Below are 21,938 nucleotides of genomic sequence, written 5' to 3'. Positions count from 1 at the left end.
CCACACCGTAGAAGCTCCGGCCCCCGCCGCCCGCCCCGCCGGTCCTGCGCCGCCCGCCCCGCCGCCCGCCCGCCGGTCGCCCCGCCGGTCGCTGCGCCGGTCGCCGCGCCCAGGTCCGGCGGCCCACCCGGGGCCGGCACCGACGCGAGCAGCGGGTATGCACCTACGGGTCGGCTGCGGCCAGATCCCCCTCGGGACGGAGGGCGGACTGGTCGGGCGTTTCTACCGTTGGTGGCAGAAGCGGCGGAACGCCGCAGAGTGGGAGTACGACGATGAGTCGCAAACTGGTCCGGCCCCGCGAGGGGCGCATGCTCGCCGGCGTGTGCGTCGGCCTGGCCCGCCGGTTCAACACCTCCGCCAACCTGGTCCGGCTGCTGTTCCTGCTGTCGCTGCTGCTGCCGGGCACCCAGGTGATCGTCTACCTGGTGCTCTGGGTGCTGATGCCCAACGAGGACCGGCACGCCGCTCGCTACTGACCACAACCGGAAGCGCCCGCCCCGGACGACCGGGGCGGGCGCTTCGCGTTCGTGGCGTCAGGGCGCGGTGTACGTGACGGTCACCTTCTCGTAGCCGAGGGAGCGGAGCAGGCCCTCCAGCATCTTGCGGGTGTTCTCCTCGGCGCGGGCGCCCAGCCCGCTGTCCCGGGCGGCGGCGCCGATCCGTTCCTCGGCCATCCGGTACACCTGCTGCTGCCGGTTCGGGTCGCCCTTGACCAGGTCGTTGATCCGGTTGAGCAGCCCCCGCTCCTCGGCGAAGACATAGCTCTTCTCCATGTCGAGGTTGACCTGGCCGAGCTGCGGCGCCGGCAGTTTGATCTCGACGGACTTCCCGTCGGCCGACTCGACCACGGCCCCCTCGGAGATCCTGGCGAAGTCGACGTACGCCTCGACGCTGCCCGCCCCGACGAAGAGCGTGCGCTGGTTGAGCAGGAACTCCGGGATGTTGTTGCGGTCGTTCTGCAGGTCGACGACGACCTGGAAGTTGCCCTCGGCGGCCACGTAGCGGCTGAGGTCCTGGATCGACTTCAGCAGCGGCGGCTGACTCCGGTCGGTCTGCTCCTTGGCGAACGGGTTGCGGAACTCGGGGAAGATCCCCGTGGCCTGCGCGCCGAGCAGCACCACCACCGCCAGGGCGGCGGCGCCGAGCGCCAGGAGGAGCCCGCGGGCCGGCCCGGAGGGCGGCCGGGCAGGCTCGTGGAATTCGCCGTCAGGGGACATTGCGCTCACCATCCTCGATCGGACACGTCGCCCTGTCGATGACGGTACGTCCCCCGTGCGACACTCGCGCGCCAAGCTCGCCGACCGGACGCGGAGGCCCTGGTCAGGCGAATGCGGACAGCCCGGTGAGCCGCTGCCCGATGACCAACTGGTGGATCTCCGAGGTGCCCTCGTAGGTGAGCACGCTCTCCAGGTTGTTGGCGTGCCGCAGGACCGGGTACTCCCCGGAGATCCCGTTCGCGCCCAGGATGGTGCGGCACTGCCGGGCGATGTCCAGCGCCTCCCGGACGTTGTTCAGCTTGCCCACGCTGACCTGCTCCGGGCGCAGCCGCCCCGCGTCGGCGAGCCGGCCCAGCCGCAGCGCCAGCAGGAAGCCCTTCTGCCACTCGACCGCCATGTCGGCGAGCTTGGCCTGGGTGAGCTGGAAGCCGGCCAGCGGCCGGCCGAACTGGGTGCGCGTGGTCGCGTACCAGCGAGCGGACGCCCGAGTCGGCGGCCTCCAGTTCCAGGCAGGCCAGCCCGTACGCCACCGCGGAGGAGCCGGCACAGCCGTACCCGGTCAGGTGCATGCCGAGCAGGCCGAGCCTGCCGAACTCCCGGGCCAGCTCGCGGGCCGGCACCCGGCCCTCCTCGTACCAGTCGGCGACGTGCGGGCGGACCCGGTCGTCGAGGAGCTGCCGCACCACGTCGCGGATCTGCCGTTCCTCGTCGTCGAGGAGGGAGTCCAGGTCCAGCAGGTCGAGAGGAGTCATGCCGCCACCTTAACGAAGGTTCAGGAGCGGGTCACTCGGGCTGGCCGGAGAGCACCAGCACCCGGGCGTGGATCTGGTTGCGCTGCTGGAGGGCGGCGCGCAGCGCGCGGTGCAGCCCGTCCTCCAGGTACAGCCCGCCGTTCCACTGCACCACGTGCGGGAACAGGTCCCCGTAGAACGTGGAGTCCTCCGCGAGGAGCTTGTCCAGCGCCAACTCGCGCTTCGTGGTGATCAACTGGTCCAGTCGCAGCGGGCGCGGCGGAATCTCGGCCCACTGCTTGAGCGTCAGGTTGTGCTCCGGGTAGGGACGCCCGTCCCGGACCGCTCTGAAGATCACGACGGCAGCTCCCCTCCCCCTTACCGGGCCGACTCACCGCGCCGGGTCGGATCGCGGTGCGGCGCCGCGCGGCACGGCACGGCACCGATGACGGTGCCAGCGTAGCCGCCCCCGGCGACACCGTGATTCACTCCCTCATGTCGGCTTTGCTACTGCCGGTACCCCGCCGCACCGGCCCGAACCGGGCGATCCGACCCGCTTCCGCGTCAGCTCCACCGGCCCCGGCGGACCACCTCGTCGGCCGGGCGGCGGCCCCGCCGCAGCGACGGGGAGCGGTGGTCGGGCGCCCGGTAGCCCACGGTGAGCGCGCCGATCGGCTCGTACTCCTCGGGCACCCCGAAAGCCTCCCGGTACGCCCGCGTGCGCTGCGGCGGGATGCCGAAGAAGCAGGCACCCAGCCCCTCGTCCACGGCGGTGAAGAGCATGAGCAGGGCGGCGAACCCCGTGTCGATGTGCCAGTACGGCACCGGCCAACGCTCCGTCGCGCGGTCCGTCCAGCCCTTGTCCGGCTCGGCGTACCGGTCCAGGTACGCCGACCGGTTCGCGTGCGGGACGACGATCAGCGGCGCCCGGCGCATCCCGGCCAGCCAGCGGTCCCGCCCGCCGCCGTCCGGCGTGGCCGCCGCCCAGAACCGCTCCCGGTCGTCCGGCTCCTCCAGCACCAGGAAACCCCAGCCCTGGGCGAACCCGGCCGACGGGGCCCGGACGGCGTGGTCGAGCAGCCGCTTCACCACCTCCGGCGGAACCGGGCGGTCCGGGTCGTAGTTGCGCACCATCCGGCGGCGCCGGACCACCTCGGCGAACTCCATGCCGCTTCCCCCGTTCCGGCTCAGGCGCCGGGCCGGATGCCCCAGGCACCCCGCCAGGTCTCCCCGGGCTCCAGCGTGATCACGTCCCGGCCGGAGCGGAACGCGTCCGGCGGGCAGGTCATCGGCTCGACGGCCACCGATCGGCGGTGCCGCTCACCACCGAGGGTGTCGCCGGTGAAGACCTGCCACCAGCCGAACCCCCGGTCGGCCCAGAGCCGCACGGCCGCCGAGTCGTCCGGGGCGGTCAGGGTGACCGACGAGCCGCCGTCGGCGTCACGGATCACGTCGCCGAACGCCGTGTCGAGCACGGCCGGGCCGATGCGCCGGGGCGTGGTGTAGTCGTACGCGGTGCCGGCGACCGGGGCGACCCCGATCGGCAGCAGCCGGTTGTCGACCACCACCCGGGTGCGCCCCGGCACGCGCAGGGCGAGGTCGTCCACCGCCACCCCGGGCAGCCGCAGGTACGGGTGGACGGACCAGCCGAACGGGCAGGGCTCGGCGCCGACGTTGGTGGCCTCCGGCTCGACGCGCAGGCCGTCCGGCCCGACGCTCCACCGGGTGAGCAGCCGCAGCGGCCACGGGTAGCCGGGGTGCGGCGGCAGGTCGTACCCGACGGTGACGGAGTCCTCGGACCGCTCGACGAGGTGCCACCGCACCCAGTTGACCAGGCCGTGGATGGCGTTGTGCCGGGTCGGCTCGGTCAGGGTGAGCTGCAACGAGCGCCCCCCGAACTCGTACGCCCCGTCCCGGATGCGGTTCGGCCAGGGGGCCAGCACCTGCCCGGCCCCGCCGGGGCAGAGCTCGTCGGCGCCGTACCCGTCGAGGTAGTCGACGCCGTCGTGCCGGTACGCCCGCAGGCCGCCTCCCACCTCGACGATCACGGCCTCCTGGCCGGCGGCGGCGATGGTCCACTGTGCACCTGACGGCGGGTGGGGCGCGGCGTTCTCCATGCCGGGGACCCTATCGGCTCAGCCGCGCTCCCCGCCCGACGCGGTCGCCGGCCGGTAGCGGGCCAGGGCAGGGAAGACGGCCGCCAGCAGCACCGCCAGCACCGCGGCGGCGAGCCCGCCGCTGACCCAGGCGGCACCCGCGCCGGACCCGGCGGCCACCGCCCCGGCGCGCAGGTCCCCGAGGCGGGGCCCGCCGGCGATGACCACGGTGTTGACACCCTGGATCCGGCCGCGCATCCGGTCCGGCGCGTACACCAGCAGCATCGTCTGCCGGACGACCGCGCTGACCAGGTCGGCCGCGCCGGCCACGGCGAGGAGCCCGACCACCAGCCAGAGCTGGTGGGCCAGCCCGGCCGCCGCCACGGCCACGCCCCAGCCCACCACGGCGAGGATCAGCACCAGCCCCTGCCGGCGGATGCGGCCGATCCAGCCGGAGGTGAGCCCGCCGAGCATCGCGCCGATCGAGATCGCGGCGTACAGCCAGCCGACGGCGGCGCCGCCGCCGAACCGCTGCTCGGCCGTCTCCGGGAAGAGCGCCCGGGGCATCGCCAGCACCATCGCGATGAGGTCGATGGCGAAGGAGAGCAGCAGCACCGGCGTGGTGGCCAGGTAGCGGAGGCCGTCGACGATGCTGGCCAGCCCCGCCCGGCTGGGCGCGGCGGTGCCGTCCGCGTCGGGTTCCGGAGGCATCGCGGGCAGCCGGAAGGTGGCCCAGAGCGAGACGGTGAACAGCAGCGCGTCCACCGCGTACGCCACGGGCAGCCCCACGTCCGGGCGCCAGAACGTGAAGATGAGGCCGGCGGCCAGCGGCCCGAACACCGAGGTCGCGGTGAAGGTGGTGAAGTTCAGCGTGCTCGCCGCCGGCAGCAGCTCGGCGGGGACCAGCCGGGGCAGGATCGCGTTGCGGGTGGGCGAGGTGATCGCGAAGGCCGTGGACTGCACCGCCACCAGGGTCAGCAGCAGTACCGGGCTGCCCACCCGGAGCAGCGCCTGCACCAGCAGCGCCAGCGTCGACACCCAGAGCAGCGTCCCGGCGCCGAGCAGCACCCGGCGCCGGTCCCGGACGTCCGCCACGGCCCCGCCCCACAGCCCGAAGACCAGCAGGGGCAGGAAGCCTGCGACGCCGAGCAGCCCGACCCAGAACGAGCCGCCGGTCAGCGCGTACATCTCCACGGGCACGGCGACGGCGGTGAACTGGAAGCCGAACATGGCCACGCCGTTGCCGAGCCACACCCGCCGGTACGCGGGCACGCCGAGCGGGCGCAGGTCGATCGCCCAGCGGCGCGCCCCGCGCTGCCGGGTCTCCTTGACGGCGGTCACGGGGCCAGCCGCTCCACGATCCAGTGGCCGTCGTCGGCCGTGCCACCCGGGTCCGCCGTGCGGCGGAACCGCAGCCGGTCGTGCAGCCGGTTGGCCCGGCCCTGCCAGAACTCCACGGTCTCCGGTCGCACCCGCAGCCCGCCCCAGTCTGGCGGGGTGGGGATCGGCGCGGTCTCGCCGAACCGCTCGGCCGCCCCCCGGTAGCTCGCCTCCAGGGCCGCCCGGTCGGGGATCACGCGCGACTGGGTGCTGGCCCAGGCGCCGAGCTGCGATCCGCGCGGCCGGCTCGCGAAGTACGCCTCCGTCTCGGTCCGGTCGATCGGTTCGATCCGGCCGGCGACCACCACCTGCCGGTGCAGGGGGAACCAGGGGAACACCAGGCTGGCGTACGGGTTGGCCAGCGCCTCGACGCCCTTGCGGGAGCCATGGTTGGTGAAGAAGACGAAGCCCTCCCGGTCGTACGCCTTCAGCAGGACCGTCCGGCCGCTGGGCCGGCCCGCGGCGTCGGCGGTGCCGACCACCATCGCGTTCGGCTCGGGCAGGCCGGACGCGGCCGCGTCGGCGTACCAGCGGGCGAACTGGGTGAGCCAGTCGGCGGCCAGGTCCGCCTCGGAGAGGCCCAGCTCGGCCGCGTACTCGTTACGCATGCCGACCCACTGCGGTGTGTCACCCGTCACAGTTCGCTCTCCCCCTCGCCGGGCTGCGCGCGCCTCCGGCGCAGGCCAGCCCGTATGCCCCAGTCTCACCGAGTGCGGCCAAATGTCCACCGGCGGGGGTGTCACGTGCAGCACAGTCGCAGTGGGTCGCGCGGTTGGTTACTCGCCAGGCAAGATGTCACGAACACGTCCCTGAGGATCGCCTAAGGCGCTCGGCCGACAGGGCCGAAGTCCCAGGCGGGCGCACCGAGCTGAGCCAGGAGAGAGCGATGGCCGACTTCAAACCCGGACTGGAGGGCGTCGTAGCCTTCGAGACCGAGATCGCCGAACCGGACAAGGAGGGTGGCGCGCTGCGCTATCGCGGCGTCGACATCGAGGATCTGATCGGCCAGGTCTCGTTCGGCAACGTCTGGGCCCTGCTGGTCGACGGTCGGTTCGGCCCGGGCCTGCCGCCGGCCGAGCCGTTCCCGGTGCCGGTGCACTCCGGCGACATCCGCGTCGACGTGCAGTCCGCGGTCGCCATGCTCGCCCCGTACTGGGGGCTCGACCAGCTGCTGGACATCTCCGACGAGCAGGCCCGCGAGGATCTCGCCCGGGTCTCCGTGACCGCGCTGTCCTTCGTCGCGCAGTCCGCCCGCGGCCTGGGCCTGCCCGCGGTGCCGCAGAAGGAGATCGACAAGGCGGAGACGATCGTCGAGCGCTTCATGAAGCGCTGGCGCGGCGAGCCCGACCCCCGGCACGTCAAGGCCGTGGACGCGTACTTCATCTCGGCGGCCGAGCACGGCCTGAACGCCTCCACCTTCACCGCCCGGATCGTCGCCTCGACCGGCGCGGACGCGGCGGCCTGCATCTCCTCCGGCATCGGCGCGCTCTCGGGTCCGCTGCACGGCGGCGCCCCCTCCCGGGTGCTCACCATGCTGGAGGCCGTCGAGCGCAGCGGCGACGCCGAGGGCTACGTCAAGGGCGTCCTCGACCGGGGCGAGCGGCTGATGGGCTTCGGCCACCGGGTCTACCGGGCCGAGGACCCGCGCGCCCGGGTGCTGCGGCGCACCGCGAAGGAGCTGGGCGCGCCGCGCTTCGAGATCGCCGAGGCGCTGGAGAAGGCCGCCCTGGCCGAGCTCCAGGCCCGCCGCCCCGACCGGGTGCTCGCCACCAACGTCGAGTTCTGGTCGGCCGTCGTGCTGGACTTCGCCGAGGTGCCGGCGCACATGTTCACCTCGATGTTCACCTGCGCCCGGATGGGCGGCTGGAGCGCGCACATCCTGGAGCAGAAGAAGCTCCAGCGGCTGGTCCGCCCGTCGGCCCGGTACGTCGGCCACGCCCCCCGCAAGCCGCAGGAGGTCGAGGGCTGGGACGCCATTCCCCACGGCGTCTGAGGGCGTTCTGACCTGCACGGAAGCGCGGGGCTCCACCGGTCGGTGGGGCCCCGCACCCGTGTCGGCGGCGAATGTGTTCCACGCCTCACGGTCAGGTACGGGACCGGTACGCGGTCGGGGTGAGCCGGGTGCAAGGATGGTGGTTCGGCAGTGTCGCCGGACCGGGCTGGAGGTCCCGGCCGCGCCGTGTGCCCGCGTACGCGTCCGCCGTCGGTCCCCGCCCCGCTCGCTGACCGGGCCCGCCCTCGCCCAAGCGGAAGGATCTCGACAACCGTGGCTGACGCACCGACCATCCGGATTCCCGACGACATCAGGCCCGCCGACGGACGGTTCGGCTGCGGGCCGTCCAAGATCCGTCCGGCGGCCGTGTCCGCCCTCGCGGACGTGGCGACGAGCTACCTGGGCACCTCGCACCGGCAGAAGACCGTGCGCGACCAGGTCGCCCGGCTGCGGCGGGGCATCGCCGAGTTCTACTCCCTCCCCGAGGGCTACGAGGTCGTCCTCGGCAACGGCGGCACGACCGCGTTCTGGGAGGTGGCCACGTTCGGCCTGATCCGGGACCGGGCCCAGTTCGCCAGCTTCGGCGAGTTCGGCGCGAAGTTCGCCAAGGCCGTCAAGGAGGCGCCGTTCCTGGGCGAGCCGACCGTCCGCAAGTCCGAGCCGGGCAGCGCCCCGGCGCTGGTCGCCGAGGCCGGGGTGGACGCGTACGCCATCCCACAGAACGAGACCTCGACCGGCGTGGCCGTGCCGATCAACCGGGTGGCCGGCGCCGACCCGGGCTCGCTGCTGCTGGTCGACGCCACCTCGGCCGCCGGCGGGCTCGCGGTCGACGTGGCCGAGACCGACGTCTACTACTTCGCCCCGCAGAAGTGCTTCGCCTCCGACGGCGGGCTCTGGCTGGCCCTGATGTCGCCGGCCGCGCTCCAGCGGGCCGCCGACGTCAAGGCGTCGGGTCGCTACATCCCGGCCTTCCTCGACCTGGTCACCGCGATCGACAACTCGCGGCTGGAGCAGACGTACAACACCCCGGCGCTGGCCACCATCTTCCTGGCCGCCGAGCAGACGGACTGGATGAACGCCCAGGGCGGCCTGGCCTGGGCGGCCAAGCGCACGGCCGAGAGCGCCGGCATCGTGTACGGCTGGGCCGAGCGCTCGTCGGTCGCCACGCCGTTCGTCACCGACCCGGAGCTGCGTTCCCACGTGGTCGCCACCATCGACTTCGCCGACGGGGTGGACGCCTCGGCGATCGCGAAGGCGCTGCGCGCCAACGGCATCGTCGACACCGAGCCGTACCGGAAGCTGGGCCGCAACCAGCTGCGGATCGCGCTCTACCCGGCGGTCGAGCCGGCCGACGTCGAGGCGCTGACCGCGTCGATCGACTACGTGGTGGAGCGGCTCTAGGCGCCGACACGGTGGGTGGCCACGGGTGCATCCCCGGCCACCCACTGTGACCGTCCGCCCAGGTCATCCGCAACATGCGGGTGTCGGATCCCCCACCTGGGTACGGATGGGCGTACCGTGGTGCTCTAGACGCCCGGGTGGCTGACTCGTGGCGTGCGGCCAGCGAAGCGGGACGGAGGCAAGCTGATGCGCCCAGTACGCTTCGTCGCCCTCTCCGAGGACGGCCAGGCCCTGGTGCTCACGGACGAGGTCGGGCGTCTGCTCGCCCTGCCGATCGACGAGCGCGTCGCCGGTGCGCTGCACGCCGAGCCGGGCACGACTCCGCTCGCCGTCGTGGCGCCGACCGCCGACCCGGTGCCGTCACTGTCCCCACGGGACATCCAGGCCCGGATCCGCGCCGGCGAGTCCGCCGAGGACGTGGCCCGCATCGCGGGCGTGCCGGTCGACCGGGTGCTGCGCTACGCCGGCCCGGTCCTCCAGGAGCGGGCGATGCTGGCCCAGCACGCCCGCCGCACCCGGCTCAAGGGCGCGGAGAAGCCGACCCCGCTGGCCGAGGTGGTCAACGGCCGGCTGGCCCAGCACGGGATCGACACGGAGAAGATCTCCTGGGACGCGTACCGGCGCGAGGACGGCACCTGGCGGATCATCGCCACCTGGCCGTCGGGCAAGGCCACCGCGCAGGCGATCTGGGATCTGGACAAGACCCGGCAGCACGTCACGCCGCACGACGACATGGCGCAGTACCTGTGCGCCGAGCGCCCGACGCCGATCCTCGGCCAGGAGCCGGCGCCGGAGCGCGGCGGCCACGCGCTGCCCGGCCCGTCGCGCGGCGAGCCGAGCCGGGGCGGCCACGGCCTGCCCGCGGCGGCCGGTGAGTCCGCCCGTCCGGGCCGGGACCCGATCCGGGCGGGGCGGGATGCGCTGCTGGCCTCGCTCGATCGACCGCTCGGCAGCACCTCGGGGCGCGGCCTGGAGCCGCGTACGCCGGCCGCGCTGGCCGGGCCCGAGGCGCCCCGGCAGCGCTCGGTGGCCGGCGGGGCGGCGGCCCTGCTCGGCGGCGGCCAGGGCTCGGCGTTCGACGACGACTCGGACGCACCGAAGGAGGTCCCGGCCGTGCCGTCGCTGGCGGTGCTGCGGCCCCGGCGCACGGGCGCCGCGGCGGCGACGACCGGTGGCGAGTCGGCCGACGCCTCCGGCAAGCCGCGTAAGCGGCTGCCGAGCTGGGACGACGTCCTCTTCGGCAGCGGCCCGGCGGCCCGCGAGTCCTCCTGACCCACCACCGCCGTTTCCCGGGCAGCGCGCACGCGTCGCCCCGGAAACGGCGAGGCACTCCAGGTGCCGCCGTGACAGGGTGGGTGCCATGGAGTACACGAATCTGGGCCGCACCGGCCTGTCGGTGAGCCGGCTGTGCCTCGGCACGATGAACTTCGGGCCGCAGACCAGCGAGCCGGACAGCTTCGCCATCATGGACCGGGCACTCGAACACGGGATCAACTTCTTCGACACCGCCAACGTCTACGGCTGGCAGACCGGTGAGGGGATCACCGAGCAGATCATCGGTCGCTGGTTCGCCCAGGGCGGCGGCCGGCGCGACAAGGTCGTCCTGGCCACCAAGGTGTACGGCAAGATGGGCGAGTGGCCCAACGAGCAGGGCCTGTCCGCCCGGCACATCGTCCGGGCCTGTGAGGACTCGCTGCGTCGCCTGCAGACCGACGTCATCGACCTGTACCAGATGCATCACGTCTCCCGGGCCACTCCGTGGGAGGAGATCTGGCAGGCGATGGAGACGCTGGTCGCCCAGGGCAAGGTGATCTACGTCGGGTCGTCCAACTTCGCCGGTTGGCACATCGCGCAGGCGCAGGCGGCGGCCGGGCGGCGCAACTTCCTCGGCCTGGTCTCGGAGCAGTCGATCTACAACTTGCTGACCCGGCACGTCGAGCTGGAGGTGATCCCGGCCGCCCAGCACTACGGCCTCGGCATCATTCCCTGGTCGCCGCTGCACGGCGGGCTGCTGTCCGGGGTGCTGCGCAAGATGGCCGAGGGCGGGGCCGCGCGGGGCACCAGCGGGCGCGCCGCCGAGGGGCTGCTGGAGTACCGGCCGGCCATCGAGGCGTACGAGAAGTTCTGCGCCGACCTGGGTCACGATCCGGCGGACGTGGCGCTCGGCTGGCTGCTCTCCCGGCCGGGGGTGACCGCCCCGATCATCGGCCCGCGCACCCTCGACCAGCTCGACCGCACCCTGGGCGCGCTGGACGTACGGCTCGACGAGGCGGCGCTGGCCCGGCTCGACGAGCTGTTCCCGCCCGTGGGCAAGGGCGGCGCGGGCCCGGAGGCGTGGGCCTGGTGACCGTGCCGGCCTGACGAGCCCGGCGGGTCAGGCCCGTGTCGGCGACATGGCGGGGTTCTGCGGACTCGGTCACCGCGATGTCGCCGACATGGCGGCCCAAGCCTCGGTCGGGCCGCCCTAGATCGGCCAGGCGGCCAGCCGGTCGTACGTCGGCCGGGGCCCCTGGTGGCTGCGCACCAGCACCAGCTCGGCGGCCGGCCACTCCGGTCCGAGGTACTCGTGCAGCGCCTCCCGGTCGGCGAGGACGTCCGCCCGGTCGATCCGGTCACCGGGGCGGGCGATGGTCAGGTGCGGCCGGAACGGCTTCTCGTCGTACGGCAGCCGCCCGCGCCGCAGCCGGAGCCGGACCAGTCGGGCGAGCACCCCCAGCGCCTCGACGTCGCCGCGCACGTCCACCCAGAGCACCGTGAACCGGCCCCGCCCGAAGCTCCCGCCGCCGCCGAGCCGCAGCACCGGCGAGGCGTCCCGCCCGCCCCGGAACGTCTCGGCGGCGAGCCCGAGGGCGCTCTCCACGTCGACCAGCCGGTCGGCCTCGACCTCCCCGAGGAAGGCGAGCGTGAGGTGCGCGTTCGCCGGGTCGGCGAGCCGTACGTTGGTCCCGGCCGCCGCCGCCAGGCCGACCCGGAGCCCGGCCACCCGCGCGGACAGGTCGTCGACCGCCGGGCGCGGCGGGTAGACCGCCACGAAGAGCCGCACCTGGGTACGCCGCTCAGCGGTGCCGCTGGCGACGCGGGGCGCGGGCGGCCGGCAGGGTCAGCCCGGCCTCGTCCAGCAGCCCCTCGACCCGCACCCGCTCGATCTCCCGGTCGACGCCCTCCAGCTCGCCCAGGTGCTCGACCAGCCCCAGGCAGCGGCAGGCCGCCCGCAGGTGCCGGTCGTACGCGTCGAGGACGGCCGGGTGCCAGATGACCGCCCGGCCGCCCTGGTTGACCCGGTGTCCGGCAAAGCGACGCAGGTCGGCGGCGATCTGCTGCAGGGAGCGGCGGCCGGGCCGGTCGAACTCGCTGAGGTCGACGTCCCGGGCGAGCGCGTCGGCCTCGACGGCCCGGTCCAGTCGGGCGATGGTACGGCGTTCGCGGCGCCGCTCGCGCCACTCGGCGTACCCGCAGGCGACCCGGTCGATGATCTCGTCGGCGCAGAAGACCAGCGCGAACAGGACGGGCAGGCTCGCCACGGCAACGATCGCCAGAGCTAGCAGCATCGCGCGGCCCACCTCCACGTATCGACGCTAAGCCTGGTCGTGCCTTACCGCCAGCGGTTCGCGGATATTCAGTCCGGCGAGACGACGTAGAAACGGGGCATCGGGAGCATCCGCACCCGGAGCCGGGCCCCGGCGCGGCGCAGCTGCCAGGTGAGCGCCAGCAGCGCGGTGGCCAGGGAGACCAGCCCACCGATCCAGATGCTCGCCCCGGCGCCGAACGTCTCGGCGACCCAGCCGATCAGCGGCGCGCCGACCGGGTTGGTGCCGAGGAAGACGAGCACCCACAGCGCCATCACCCGGCCCCGGAAGGCGGCGTCCGTACCGAGCTGGACCCGCTGGTTGGCGGCCTGGGCGAAGAACACCATGAAGAAGCCGGCGGGCAGCAGCAGCGCCACCACCATCCAGTACGACGGGGCGAGCCCGACCAGGGTGCCGAAGACGGCGCAGCAGACCGCGGCGCCGAGCACCAGCCAGACCGACGGGCGCGCGCGCCGCCCGGTGCCGGCCAGCGCCCCGCCCAGCGCGCCGACCGCCAGGGCGGTGCTGAACAGGCCGAACGACGCGGCGCCGGTGTGGAACACGGTCTTGGCCAGCGCGGCGAGGGTGAGCTGGAAGTTGAACAGGCTCATCCCGATCACCGACATCACCGCCATGGGCAGCAGCAGGTCGGGGCGGCGGGCGACGTAGCGCAGCCCGTCGACCACCCGGGCCGAGCCCCGCTCGGCGAGCGGCGGCAGGTCCGGACGGTGCAGCTCGGACGCGCGCATCCGGACCACGTTGGCCAGCGGGCCCAGCGAGCTGACCGCCGAGAACAGGAAGACCGGGCCGACGTCCACCGCGGCGATGGCCAGGCCGGCGAAGGCGGGACCGACGATCCGCGCGCAGTTGAACACCGCCGCGTTCAGCGAGAGCGCGTTGGGCAGCAGGGCGGTGCCGACCAGCTCGGAGACGAACGCCTGCCGGACCGGGGTCTCCACCGCGTTGGCGACGCCGAGCAGGGCGGCGAAGACGAACACGTGCCAGAGCTGGACCAGCCCGGTGAGCACGAGCAGGCTCATCCCGAACGCGAGCACGGTCCAGAACGCGTTGGCGACGAACAGCAGCAGGCGCTTGTCGTACCGGTCGGCGAGCCGCCCGGAGATCAGGGTGAGCAGCAGCACCGGGGTGAACTGGAGCGCGGTGACCACGCCGAGCGCGGTGGCGGAGTCGTCCGAGAGCTGAAGGACGAGCCAGTCCTGGGCGATGAACATCATCCAGACGCCGATCAGTTTGATCAGCTGCCCGGATGCGAAAAGCCGGTAGTTACGGACACGCAGTGACTGGAACATCGTGTTCAGCTTCGCCTGCACCCTGGTAGCGCCTCCTCGGTCGTACGCGTCATCCACAACGGACGGCGCGGACCGGCTACGGGCGCGGTCAGGCGCGGGCGAGCTGCTGCAGGATCTCCGCGGCCCGCTGCAGGGTCTCCCGGTCGGACTCGCTCAGCTCGGCCAGCCGGTGGGCCAGCCACTCGTTGCGGGCCCGCTCGAACTGGTCGAGCACGGCCCGTCCCCTCTCGGTCGCCGCGAGGATGACCTGCCGGCCGTCGGTCGGATGGGGGGTGCGCTGCACGAGGCCGCGCTCCTCCAACTTCGCGACGATCTTCGTCATCGTGGGCGGTTGCACCCGCTCGACGTCGGCCAGTTCCCGGGGCGTCAGGGCGCCCGCCAGCATCAGGCTGGTGAGCGCCGAGAGCTGGGTGACCGTCAGGTCGCCCACCGGTCGGGCCTGGCGGACCCGCCGGTTCAGCCGGGTGATCGCATCACGCAACTGGGGGGCCAGCTGCGCCGGTGGCACGCGTTTCGCCGTCACCGTCCGCTCCGTCACGATAGTTAGCATAACTAATGAGCCTGGCTAACGACATGCGATATGACCATGCTCACCTGCGGAATTCCCGCCCTACAGGGCCGGAGCGTCCGAATCGGACGCTCCGACCCCACCCGACCACCGTAGGTTGTCGGTGGACCGGCAGGACGACCCGGTGGGTCGTCAGTAAACCAGCAGGACGACCCGGTGGGTCGTCAGTAAACCAGGGACTCGATCGGGCTGCGCGCGAAGTACACGACGAAGAGCGCCGCCACCCCGTACAGCAGGGGGTGGACCTCCCGGGCCTTGCCCTTCGCCAGCTTGACCACCACGTACGTGATGACGCCCGCGCCGATGCCGTTGGAGATCGAGTACGTGAACGGCATCAGGGCGATGCTGAGGAACGCCGGGATGGCGATCTCGTAGTCGGTCCAGTCGATGGTCCGCACCGCGGTCATCATCAGGAAGCCGACCACCACCAGCGCCGTCGAGGCCGCCTCGAACGGCACCACCAGCGACAGCGGCGCGAGGAACATGGCCAGCAGGAACAGGACGCCGGTGACCAGGTTGGCCACGCCCGTCCGCGCGCCCTCCGCGACCCCGGCCGCGCTCTCGATGTACGACGTGTTGCTGGAGACGCTCGCCGCGCCGCCCGCCGCCGCGGCGAGCGAGTCGACCAGCAGGATCTCCTTCGCCCGCGGCGGGGTGCCCCGCTCGTCGAGCATGTTCCCCTCCTGGCCGATGGCGACCATCGTCCCCATCGTGTCGAAGAAGTCCGTGATCAGCAGCGTGAACACGAACATCAGCGGGATCAGCCAGCCGACCCGGCTCCAGGAGTTCAGCACGTTGAACTGGCCGAGCAGGGACAGGTCGGGGATGTCCACGATCTTCTTCGGCAGCTCCGGCACGTTCAGCGACCAACCCTTCGGGTTGGGCTTCCCGTTGACGAAGGGCGGGCCGACCTTGGCCACCGCCTCCACGACGATCGCCAGCACGGTCGTGGCGAGGATGCCGATCAGGATCGCGCCCCGGATCCGGCGGACCACCAGCACGATGGTGAACAGCAGGCCCACCACGAAGACCAGCATCGGCCAGCTGACGATCTTCCCGTTGACGCCGAGCCCCACCGGGACGGTCGTGCCCGCCACGTCCGGGATGCGGCGGACGAAGCCGGCGTCGACCAGGCCGATGATCGTCAGGAAGAGGCCGATGCCGACGCCGATCGCGGTCTTGAGCTGGGTGGGCACCGAGCGGAACACCGCGGTACGCAGGCCGGTGAGCACCAGGATCGCGATGATCACACCCTCGATCACCACGAGGCCCATCGCGTCCGCCCAGCTCATCTGCGGGGCGATCTCGTACGCGACCAGCGCGTTCACGCCGAGGCCGGCGGCCAGCGCGATCGGGAACCGGGCGACGACCCCCATCAGGATGGTCATCACGCCGGCGACCAGCGCGGTCGCGGCGGCGATCGCCGAGATGGCCAGCTTCTTGCCGTCGCCGTCGACGGCTCCACCGAGGATGAGCGGGTTGAGCACCACGATGTACGCCATCGTGAAGAAGGTGGCGAGGCCACCCCGCACCTCACGGCTCAGCGTCGAACCGCGGGCGGTGATCTCGAAGAACCGGTCGAAGCCGTTGCGGGGGTGAGCGGGATCAGGTGGAGCGCCTTTGTCGGGCGGGGCAATCGCCATCAGGGTCCTCGCAGGTGATCTTCCGTCTGTCGCGCGCATCGTCGCAGATCAGGGGCCACGCGGCAAAAGTTGATCGCGTACGCTTGCCCCCGTGCGACAGGAGCAACCGCCGCGGCCCGAGCCGCTCGACCCGCCGATGGTGCCGTTCGCGGTCGCCGGGCTGGTGGCCTGGGCGGTGGCCGGCCTGGTGCTGTTGATCTTCTTCCGCGGCTGGCTCACCGAGCACGGGCACCTGAACTGGCTCTGGACCTGCCTGGCCGGTTTCCTCTGGGGCTTTCCCGGTCTCGCCGTGATGATGCGTCACGATGCCAACCGGCGTCGCCGCCGCGCCGGCCGCTGACGCCCTGGGGCCGCGCCGGCCGCTCAGGCTTCGGTGCCGCGCCGGCCACCGGGGCCGGCGCCGGCGGAGTCAGGAGTGGCCGTACGGCTCGGCCGGCTCCGCCGACTCCACCGAACCCGGAGCCCGGCTCACCGACACCGCCTCCACGGCACTGTCGTCGTAGACCGTGGGCGCCTCGTCGACCGGGGTGTCGCCCGACTCGGCCAGGGTCTCCGAGTGCGCGCCGCAGCCGTGGTCGGCGCTGACCACCCGCCCGTCGTCCGGGGCGTAGAAGTTGCCGCAGACGCCGAAGCACCGCCGCAGCGCGCCGGCGAGCGGCAGGTAGAAGCCGCAGGTGCCGCAGCGGGCCGCGGCCGGGGCGGCGATGGAGATCGGCGCGGACGGGCCGTGGTCGCCGTCGTACCAGCGCTGGGCCGCCTCGCTGCGCCCCTCGCGGGAGAGCACCCGGGCGCGGCCGAGGCCGAGCTCCCAGGAGGTCTCCTCCACCGCGGCATCGTCGGAGAGGAGGTACCCGGGGGCGAGCCGCTCGTCGTCGGGCGGGGTGGGCAGCAGGTCGCCCGGGCCCAGGTCGCCCGGCTTGAGCCGCTCCTGCCACGGCAGCCAGCCCGGGGCGAGCAGCGCGTCCGGGCCGGGCAGCAGGACCGTCTCGCAGATCGTGACCTTGCGGCTGCGCGGCACCCGGGTCACGGTGACCGCCCACCGCCAGCCCCGGTAGCCGGCAAGCCGGCACTCGAAGTAGTGCGTGACGAGGCGGTCGGCCTCGGCGACGGCCTTGACGTGATCGCCGATGTCGGAGGGATCCACCTCGGTGATGGCGTCGCGGGCCACCTCGACGGCGGCGGCGCAGACCTGGTCGAGGCGGGCGGCGCGGGCGGAGGTGGGCCTGGTCACCCCACCATTGTTCCCCATGCGCGGCGACGACCGACAGGCACTCCCCGGAGCGTGTTCTGCGACGGTGGTGACACGGGCGTGGCCCGGATGGGCGAGGATGGTGCACATGCCGTTGTTCTCCCGCTCCGAGCGGTCCGTACTCGGGCGGACCGTCGGCACCGGCATCCGGGCCGTCCGCCTGCTGCTGCGCGGGTCCGCGCGCGGCGGGCGCTGGATGACCCGGCGCGCCGGGCTGGCCCGGGCGCGGGGGGCCGGCGGCGAGGCGGGCATGGTGCGCCTGTTCGACCTGCACGCGGTCTCCTGCGCGGGCGACACCCTGATCGCGATCGGGCTGGCCGGGACGATCTTCTTCAACGTGCCGCTCGGCGAGGCGCGCAGCAAGGTCGCGCTGTACCTGCTGGTCACGATGGTGCCGTTCGCGATGCTCGCCCCGGTGGTCGGCCCGCTGCTGGACCACTTCCGGCACGGCCGCCGGTACGCGCTCGCGGCCACCATGCTCGGCCGAGCGTTCCTGGCCTGGCTGATCTCCGACTACATCCACGGCTTCGGCCTCTACCCGGCCGCCTTCGGCGTGCTGGCGCTGTCCCGCGCGTACGGCGTCGCCCGGTCGGCGGCCGTCCCCCGGCTGCTGCCGGCGGGCCTCGGGCTCTCCCAGGTCGGCGCCCGGGCCAGCGTCTACGGCACCGTGGCCGGCGGGCTCGTCGCCCCGATCGGGCTGGCCGCGTTCTGGTTCGGCCCGCAGTGGCCGCTCCGGGTGGCCTCGGTGATCTTCCTGGTCGGCATGGTGATCGCCCTGCGGCTGCCGCCCCGGGCGGATTCCGACCCGCCGGAGCGGGTCCCGCGCGCGCTGCGGGCGCTCGGCCGGCGCGCCGGGGACCGCCCGCTGGGCCGGGGCCGCCCCGCCGGCCGGCTGGTGATCGCCACCCTCGTCGGCGCCGCCATGCTCCGCGCGGTGTACGGCTTCCTGCTGCTCTTCCTCGCCTTCGCGCTGAAGAAGGGCGACCTCACCACCGTCTTCCTCGGCCGGGACCTCGGCGCGGAGGTGGCGCTCGGGCTGGTCGGCGGGGCGCTGGCGACCGGCACCTTCCTGGCCACCGCGATCGGCACCCGGCTGCGCATCCACCGGCCCACCGCGATCCAGTCCACCAGCATGATCATCGTGGCCGGCACGGCGGTGCTTGCCACGATCCGCTTCTCGCTGCCGATGGTCGCCCTGCTCTGCGTGGTCGCCGCGCTGGTCAGCGGCGTGGCGAAGCTCGCGGTCGACGCCTCCATCCAGGAGCGCATCCCGGAGCGGCTGCGGGCCAGCTCGTTCGCCCACTCCGAGACGGTGCTGATGCTCGCGTTCGTGGCCGGCGGCGGCCTGGGCCTGGTGCCGTTCGCCGGTCGGGTCGGCATCGCCGTCGCCGCCGGGGTCGCGGTGCTCGCCGCCGCCCGCGGCGTGTACGTCGCCGGGAAGCTGCGCGGCGAACGGCTCGCCGGCCGGCCGCTCGGCGACGACGAGCTCGCCGACGACCCGGCCCCGGTCGAGGAGCCGGAGCCCGACGACGCGACGGGTGTCGCCCCCACCTCGCCCGCCCCGGCCCGGCACACCGCCGACCCGGCCGACGACCCCGGACTGGCCCCGCCCGGGTACCACATCTACCGGCCCTCGTCCGCCGTCGCCGGCTCGGGCGGGGCGGACGACGAGAGCCGCCGCGAGCCCCGGGGCCCCCTGTCGTGACCGGGCTGCTCGTGGTCACGGCGGTACCCGCTGAGGCCGACGCGATCCGCGCCGGACTGACCGTCCCCCGGCAGCGCGGGGCCGGCCTGCCCGGGCAGGTGCCGGCCGGGCAGGGGGCGCTGGCCGACTCCGCGCCGCCGTCCCGCGAGGTGACCGTCGCGCCGGTCGGGGTGGGTCCCGCGGTCGCGGCCGCCGCCACCGCCCGGCTGCTGGCGCTCGCCGAGGGCGCCGGCCGGCCGTACGGGGCAGTGGTCAGCGCCGGGATCGCCGGCGGATTCGCCGGCCGCGTCGCGGTCGGCGGCACCGTCCTGGCGACCCGGAGCGTCGCGGCCGACCTGGGCGCCGAGTCCCCCGACGGTTTCATCCCGGTCGACGAGCTGGGCATGCCGCCCGAGCTGCTCGGCGGCGGCACCGCCGTACCCGCCGACCCGGGACTGCTCGCCGCGCTGCGCGCCGCCCTGCCGGCCGCGACGCTCGGCGCGGTGCTCACCGTCAGCACGGTGACCGGCACGGCCGGGAGCACCCGGGCGCTCGCCGACCGCTACCCGGACGCCGTGGCCGAGGCCATGGAGGGGTACGGGGTGGCCGTCGCCGCCGCGCAGGCCGGCCTGCCGTTCGCCGAGCTGCGTACCGTCTCCAACCCGATCGGCCCCCGGGACCGCGGCGCGTGGCGAATGCGCGAGGCGTTCGAAGCCCTCACGGCCGCCGCCGCAGCGCTCGCCTGACGGGCCCCGGCCGCTCACCGACGGCGGGCGGGACGGCGTTCGTCCGGGCGCTCCAGCCGGAGCACACACGGCCGGTTGGCCTGCAACTGGTACCCGCACGCGAGCAGCAGGTGGATGCCGTCGTCCTCGGCGACGGCGTGCGCGGCGCGGATCCCGTTCCGGGCCATCTCGACTTCCAGGGCCGTCACCAGCCGCCGCCCGATACCCAGGCGGCGGCAGGCCCCGGCGACCAGGATGCCGTCCAGCACCACCTCCCGCTCCCGCGCGTCGACCAGGTCGCCGTACAGCAGGTGGGGGCTGCGCTCGTGAGCCCGCAGCTCCCCGAGCAACTGCCCGTCGGGCAGCTCCGCCAGGAACCGCCAGGACGTGGCCGCCAGCCCCTCGGTGACGCGGCGCACCGTGACGTCGCGCCGGATCCGGTCCGCCCACCGCCGCCGGTCGCGATACGACCGGTTCAGCTCGTACGTCGCCGGCGGCAGCGGGCGCGGCCACCGCTCGGGCGGCAGGTTCCACCACTGCGCCCACCACGCGCCCGGCCAGTCCCTCGGCTGCTCGACCTCCCAGACGTCCAGGTGGGCCGGATACCGCCGCCCCGCCTCGTCCCGCAGGCCGTCGTGCGGCACCCCCGGCACAGGCGTCACGTCCGCCGCCGGCACACCGGACGCGGCGTCGTCCGAGCCGATCACCAGCCGACCGCCGGCCGCCTCGACCAGCCGCTCCACCGTCCGGAACCGGGGATCCCCACCCCGCCCCGCCTCGATCCGCGCCACGGTGCTCTTCGGGACCCCGGCCCTCGCCGCCAGCTCCCGCTGGCTCAGGTCCGCCCGCCTGCGCAGGGCCCGAAGCACGTCCCCGACCTCGAACAGACTCGTCGACTCCGTCACGCATCGATGGTCCGCGGCGCCGAACGGTCCTTTCAACACCTGCCCCGAACCTGTGGACAACCCTGTGGAAAACCCGCTCCGTCCCGATGGCTGACACGTCCTCCGGCCGCTGTGGAGCTGCCCCACCTGTGCGCCCACAGCCCTGGCCGGCCACACCTGTGCTCCCAGTGAGCACGGCACCTTCGCCGGAAGTGGACGCAGGTGGGATGCCGGCGCGGGCGCGTCAAGCGGACGCAGGTGGGGCACCGGCGCGGGGGCGTCGGAATGCGGGGGCGTCGGAATGCGGGGGCGCGCGCCCGGGACAACGGGTCCGCCCCGCCGGGTGGGCATCCTCCAGCCTCCTGTGGAGCTGCCCCGCCGGTGCGCCCAATGCCAACGGCCCAGGCAGCCCAGTGGTCCAACGATCCAGAGGTGGCCCGGCAACCCAACGGCCCAACGGCCCAGAAGGCCCAACGGCCCAGAGGACCCAGACGGTCCAACGGCCCAGAGGACCCAGACGGTCCAACGGCCCAGAAGGCCCAGGCGGTCCAACGGCCCAGAGGGCCCGGCCCGCGGCCCGGACGGCCCAGGCGGTTCCGGCTGATCCAGGCGACCCGGGCGACCCAGCGACCCACGCGACCCGGGCGGCCCAGGCCGGTCCGCGCGGTCCGGGCGACCCAGGCCGGTCCGCGCGACTCGGGCGACCAGGCCGGTCCGCGCGACCCGGGGCCGGTCCGCGCAACCCACGCGACCCGGGCGACCCAGGCGGTCCGGGCGGTCCGGGCGGTCCGGACGGTCCGGGCGGTCCGGACGGTCCGGGCGGTCCGGACGGTCCGGGCGGTCCGGGCGATGCAGGCGATCCGGGCAGCCCAGGCGATCCGGGTGGCCCAGGCGATCCGGGCAGCCCAGGCGATCCGGGCAGCCCAGGCGGCCCAGGCGGCCCAGGCGGCCCAGGCGGCCCAGGTGGTCCGGGCAGCCCAGGTGGTCCGGGCAGCCCAGGCGGTCCGGGCGGCCCAGGCGGTCCGGGCGGCCCAGGCGGTCCGGGCAGCCCAGGCGGTCCGGGCAGCCCAGGTGGTCCGGGCAGCCCAGGTGGTCCGGGCAGCCCAGGCGGTCCGGGCGGCCCAGGCGGTCCGGGCGGCCCAGGCGGTCCGGGCGGCCCAGGCGGTCCGGGCGGCCCAGGCGGTCCGGGCGGCCCAGGTGGTCCGGGCGGCCCTAGCAGGATCGCTCATCCTGTTCCGGTTGCCCCATCCGTGCGGGCAGCTCCACAGGCGGCGAACAGCACCATGGCCACCCAGCCCCCCGGCGACGAACAGCACACGCGCGCCCAGCCCGGCGGCGCCACAAGCCGGTGCTGCCGGGTCACCACGGGCCCGGGCAGGCACATCAGGCGCGAGCGCCCACAACAGACGCGGGGCCCACGCCGGGCGCGAAAGGGCCACGCCGGGCGCGGGGCCCGGTCACAGCCGGAGGGTGGTGGCGCTGGGCCGGTAA

At 74.2% G+C, this 21,938-nt stretch carries 21 protein-coding genes and 1 pseudogene; 8 read left to right on the top strand and 14 right to left on the bottom strand.

Features of this window, described 5'->3' with window-relative positions; translation table 11 throughout:
• Positions 1–272: 272 nt before the first annotated feature.
• Entirely contained in the window at positions 273–476 is a 204-nt protein-coding gene (locus tag ABGB16_RS07300; RefSeq protein ID WP_347667190.1) for a PspC domain-containing protein, read from the top strand.
• Between the two features lie 57 nt (positions 477–533).
• Here the strand turns inward: ABGB16_RS07300 and ABGB16_RS07295 are convergent, their stop codons facing one another.
• The 7 genes and pseudogenes from ABGB16_RS07295 to pdxH all read right to left on the bottom strand — a co-directional run bounded on the left by ABGB16_RS07295 (position 534) and on the right by pdxH (position 6,032).
• Positions 534–1,217 carry a DUF4230 domain-containing protein gene (locus ABGB16_RS07295; RefSeq protein ID WP_347667189.1) on the bottom strand — a complete coding sequence of 228 codons (684 nt, stop codon included), beginning with the start codon at positions 1,215–1,217 and terminating at the stop codon, positions 534–536.
• 103 nt (positions 1,218–1,320) lie between these two features.
• Positions 1,321–1,969: pseudogene (locus ABGB16_RS07290) on the bottom strand (acyl-CoA dehydrogenase family protein).
• 31 nt (positions 1,970–2,000) lie between these two features.
• Positions 2,001–2,306 (bottom strand): type II toxin-antitoxin system VapB family antitoxin, encoded by a 306-nt coding sequence (locus tag ABGB16_RS07285; protein ID WP_073839113.1) that lies wholly within the window; start codon positions 2,304–2,306, stop codon positions 2,001–2,003.
• A gap of 206 nt (positions 2,307–2,512) precedes the next feature.
• Positions 2,513–3,115 carry a nitroreductase family protein gene (locus ABGB16_RS07280; RefSeq protein WP_347667188.1) on the bottom strand — a complete coding sequence of 201 codons (603 nt, stop codon included), beginning with the start codon at positions 3,113–3,115 and terminating at the stop codon, positions 2,513–2,515.
• A 20-nt stretch (positions 3,116–3,135) separates the two neighbouring features.
• Complete coding sequence (locus tag ABGB16_RS07275; protein ID WP_347667187.1) at positions 3,136–4,065, bottom strand: aldose 1-epimerase family protein; 930 nt, start codon at positions 4,063–4,065, stop codon at positions 3,136–3,138.
• 18 nt (positions 4,066–4,083) lie between these two features.
• On the bottom strand, positions 4,084–5,385 hold the full coding sequence (locus ABGB16_RS07270) for an MFS transporter (RefSeq protein ID WP_347667186.1): 1,302 nt from the start codon (positions 5,383–5,385) through the stop codon (positions 4,084–4,086).
• Positions 5,382–6,032 (bottom strand): pyridoxamine 5'-phosphate oxidase, encoded by a 651-nt coding sequence (gene pdxH, locus ABGB16_RS07265; RefSeq protein ID WP_347667269.1) that lies wholly within the window; start codon positions 6,030–6,032, stop codon positions 5,382–5,384. Before pdxH ends, ABGB16_RS07270 begins: the two co-directional genes overlap by 4 nt.
• Positions 6,033–6,310: 278 nt before the next feature.
• On the opposite strand from pdxH, the gene ABGB16_RS07260 reads away from it, so the two are divergent.
• The 4 genes from ABGB16_RS07260 to ABGB16_RS07245 all read left to right on the top strand — a co-directional run bounded on the left by ABGB16_RS07260 (position 6,311) and on the right by ABGB16_RS07245 (position 11,165).
• Complete coding sequence (locus ABGB16_RS07260; RefSeq protein ID WP_347667185.1) at positions 6,311–7,417, top strand: citrate synthase 2; 1,107 nt, start codon at positions 6,311–6,313, stop codon at positions 7,415–7,417.
• 273 nt (positions 7,418–7,690) lie between these two features.
• The gene (gene serC / locus ABGB16_RS07255; RefSeq protein WP_347667184.1) at positions 7,691–8,818 is read left to right on the top strand and encodes a phosphoserine transaminase; all 1,128 of its coding nucleotides are present in this window, start codon (positions 7,691–7,693) and stop codon (positions 8,816–8,818) included.
• A 186-nt stretch (positions 8,819–9,004) separates the two neighbouring features.
• Positions 9,005–10,090 (top strand): septation protein SepH, encoded by a 1,086-nt coding sequence (sepH, locus tag ABGB16_RS07250; protein ID WP_347667183.1) that lies wholly within the window; start codon positions 9,005–9,007, stop codon positions 10,088–10,090.
• 88 nt (positions 10,091–10,178) lie between these two features.
• Positions 10,179–11,165, top strand: a complete 987-nt coding sequence (locus ABGB16_RS07245; protein WP_347667182.1) for an aldo/keto reductase — start codon at positions 10,179–10,181, stop codon at positions 11,163–11,165.
• Positions 11,166–11,282: 117 nt separating this feature from the next.
• Here ABGB16_RS07245 and thpR read toward each other — a convergent pair whose 3' ends face one another.
• The 5 genes from thpR to ABGB16_RS07220 form a co-directional block, all read right to left on the bottom strand.
• Complete coding sequence (gene thpR, locus ABGB16_RS07240) at positions 11,283–11,861, bottom strand: RNA 2',3'-cyclic phosphodiesterase (RefSeq protein ID WP_347667181.1); 579 nt, start codon at positions 11,859–11,861, stop codon at positions 11,283–11,285.
• A 13-nt stretch (positions 11,862–11,874) separates the two neighbouring features.
• Complete coding sequence (locus ABGB16_RS07235) at positions 11,875–12,384, bottom strand: hypothetical protein (protein WP_347667180.1); 510 nt, start codon at positions 12,382–12,384, stop codon at positions 11,875–11,877.
• Between the two features lie 50 nt (positions 12,385–12,434).
• Positions 12,435–13,715: an MFS transporter gene (locus ABGB16_RS07230; protein WP_347667179.1), complete on the bottom strand. Its 1,281-nt coding sequence runs from the start codon at positions 13,713–13,715 to the stop codon at positions 12,435–12,437.
• A 67-nt stretch (positions 13,716–13,782) separates the two neighbouring features.
• Positions 13,783–14,232, bottom strand: coding sequence for a MarR family transcriptional regulator (locus ABGB16_RS07225; RefSeq protein WP_347667178.1), 450 nt, complete (start codon positions 14,230–14,232; stop codon positions 13,783–13,785).
• A 194-nt stretch (positions 14,233–14,426) separates the two neighbouring features.
• On the bottom strand, positions 14,427–15,905 hold the full coding sequence (locus ABGB16_RS07220; RefSeq protein WP_347667177.1) for an NCS2 family permease: 1,479 nt from the start codon (positions 15,903–15,905) through the stop codon (positions 14,427–14,429).
• A 91-nt stretch (positions 15,906–15,996) separates the two neighbouring features.
• Between ABGB16_RS07220 and ABGB16_RS07215 the strand changes: the two genes are divergently transcribed.
• On the top strand, positions 15,997–16,245 hold the full coding sequence (locus tag ABGB16_RS07215) for a DUF2530 domain-containing protein (RefSeq protein WP_347667176.1): 249 nt from the start codon (positions 15,997–15,999) through the stop codon (positions 16,243–16,245).
• A 69-nt stretch (positions 16,246–16,314) separates the two neighbouring features.
• Here ABGB16_RS07215 and ABGB16_RS07210 read toward each other — a convergent pair whose 3' ends face one another.
• The gene (locus ABGB16_RS07210) at positions 16,315–17,154 is read right to left on the bottom strand and encodes a DUF3027 domain-containing protein (protein ID WP_347667175.1); all 840 of its coding nucleotides are present in this window, start codon (positions 17,152–17,154) and stop codon (positions 16,315–16,317) included.
• Positions 17,155–17,242: 88 nt separating this feature from the next.
• Between ABGB16_RS07210 and ABGB16_RS07205 the strand changes: the two genes are divergently transcribed.
• On the top strand, positions 17,243–18,859 hold the full coding sequence (locus ABGB16_RS07205; protein ID WP_347667174.1) for an MFS transporter: 1,617 nt from the start codon (positions 17,243–17,245) through the stop codon (positions 18,857–18,859).
• A complete protein-coding gene (locus tag ABGB16_RS07200) occupies positions 18,856–19,584 on the top strand; it encodes a futalosine hydrolase (protein WP_347667173.1) in 729 nt (242 codons plus the stop codon). Before ABGB16_RS07205 ends, ABGB16_RS07200 begins: the two co-directional genes overlap by 4 nt.
• A 14-nt stretch (positions 19,585–19,598) precedes the next feature.
• On the opposite strand, the gene ABGB16_RS07195 is transcribed toward ABGB16_RS07200, so the two are convergent.
• Positions 19,599–20,468, bottom strand: a complete 870-nt coding sequence (locus ABGB16_RS07195) for a GNAT family N-acetyltransferase (RefSeq protein ID WP_347667172.1) — start codon at positions 20,466–20,468, stop codon at positions 19,599–19,601.
• Positions 20,469–21,938 lie beyond the last annotated feature (1,470 nt).

The organism is Micromonospora sp. B11E3, from assembly GCF_039871625.1.
In the GTDB taxonomy this organism is placed as follows: domain Bacteria; phylum Actinomycetota; class Actinomycetes; order Mycobacteriales; family Micromonosporaceae; genus Micromonospora.
This window is presented reverse-complemented; position numbering and strand designations above follow the sequence as displayed.

What these genes read in the sequence shown, in the direction of transcription:
- ABGB16_RS07300 (WP_347667190.1), top strand. Translation starts at nt 273, where the DNA reads ATGAGTCGCAAACTGGTCCGGCCCCGCGAGGGGCGCATGCTCGCCGGC.
- ABGB16_RS07295 (WP_347667189.1), bottom strand. Translation starts at nt 1,217, where the DNA reads ATGTCCCCTGACGGCGAATTCCACGAGCCTGCCCGGCCGCCCTCCGGG.
- ABGB16_RS07280 (WP_347667188.1), bottom strand. Translation starts at nt 3,115, where the DNA reads ATGGAGTTCGCCGAGGTGGTCCGGCGCCGCCGGATGGTGCGCAACTAC.
- ABGB16_RS07275 (WP_347667187.1), bottom strand. Translation starts at nt 4,065, where the DNA reads ATGGAGAACGCCGCGCCCCACCCGCCGTCAGGTGCACAGTGGACCATC.
- pdxH (WP_347667269.1), bottom strand. Translation starts at nt 6,032, where the DNA reads ATGCGTAACGAGTACGCGGCCGAGCTGGGCCTCTCCGAGGCGGACCTG.
- ABGB16_RS07260 (WP_347667185.1), top strand. Translation starts at nt 6,311, where the DNA reads ATGGCCGACTTCAAACCCGGACTGGAGGGCGTCGTAGCCTTCGAGACC.
- sepH (WP_347667183.1), top strand. Translation starts at nt 9,005, where the DNA reads ATGCGCCCAGTACGCTTCGTCGCCCTCTCCGAGGACGGCCAGGCCCTG.
- ABGB16_RS07245 (WP_347667182.1), top strand. Translation starts at nt 10,179, where the DNA reads ATGGAGTACACGAATCTGGGCCGCACCGGCCTGTCGGTGAGCCGGCTG.
- ABGB16_RS07220 (WP_347667177.1), bottom strand. Translation starts at nt 15,905, where the DNA reads ATGGCGATTGCCCCGCCCGACAAAGGCGCTCCACCTGATCCCGCTCAC.
- ABGB16_RS07210 (WP_347667175.1), bottom strand. Translation starts at nt 17,154, where the DNA reads ATGGGGAACAATGGTGGGGTGACCAGGCCCACCTCCGCCCGCGCCGCC.
- ABGB16_RS07205 (WP_347667174.1), top strand. Translation starts at nt 17,243, where the DNA reads ATGCCGTTGTTCTCCCGCTCCGAGCGGTCCGTACTCGGGCGGACCGTC.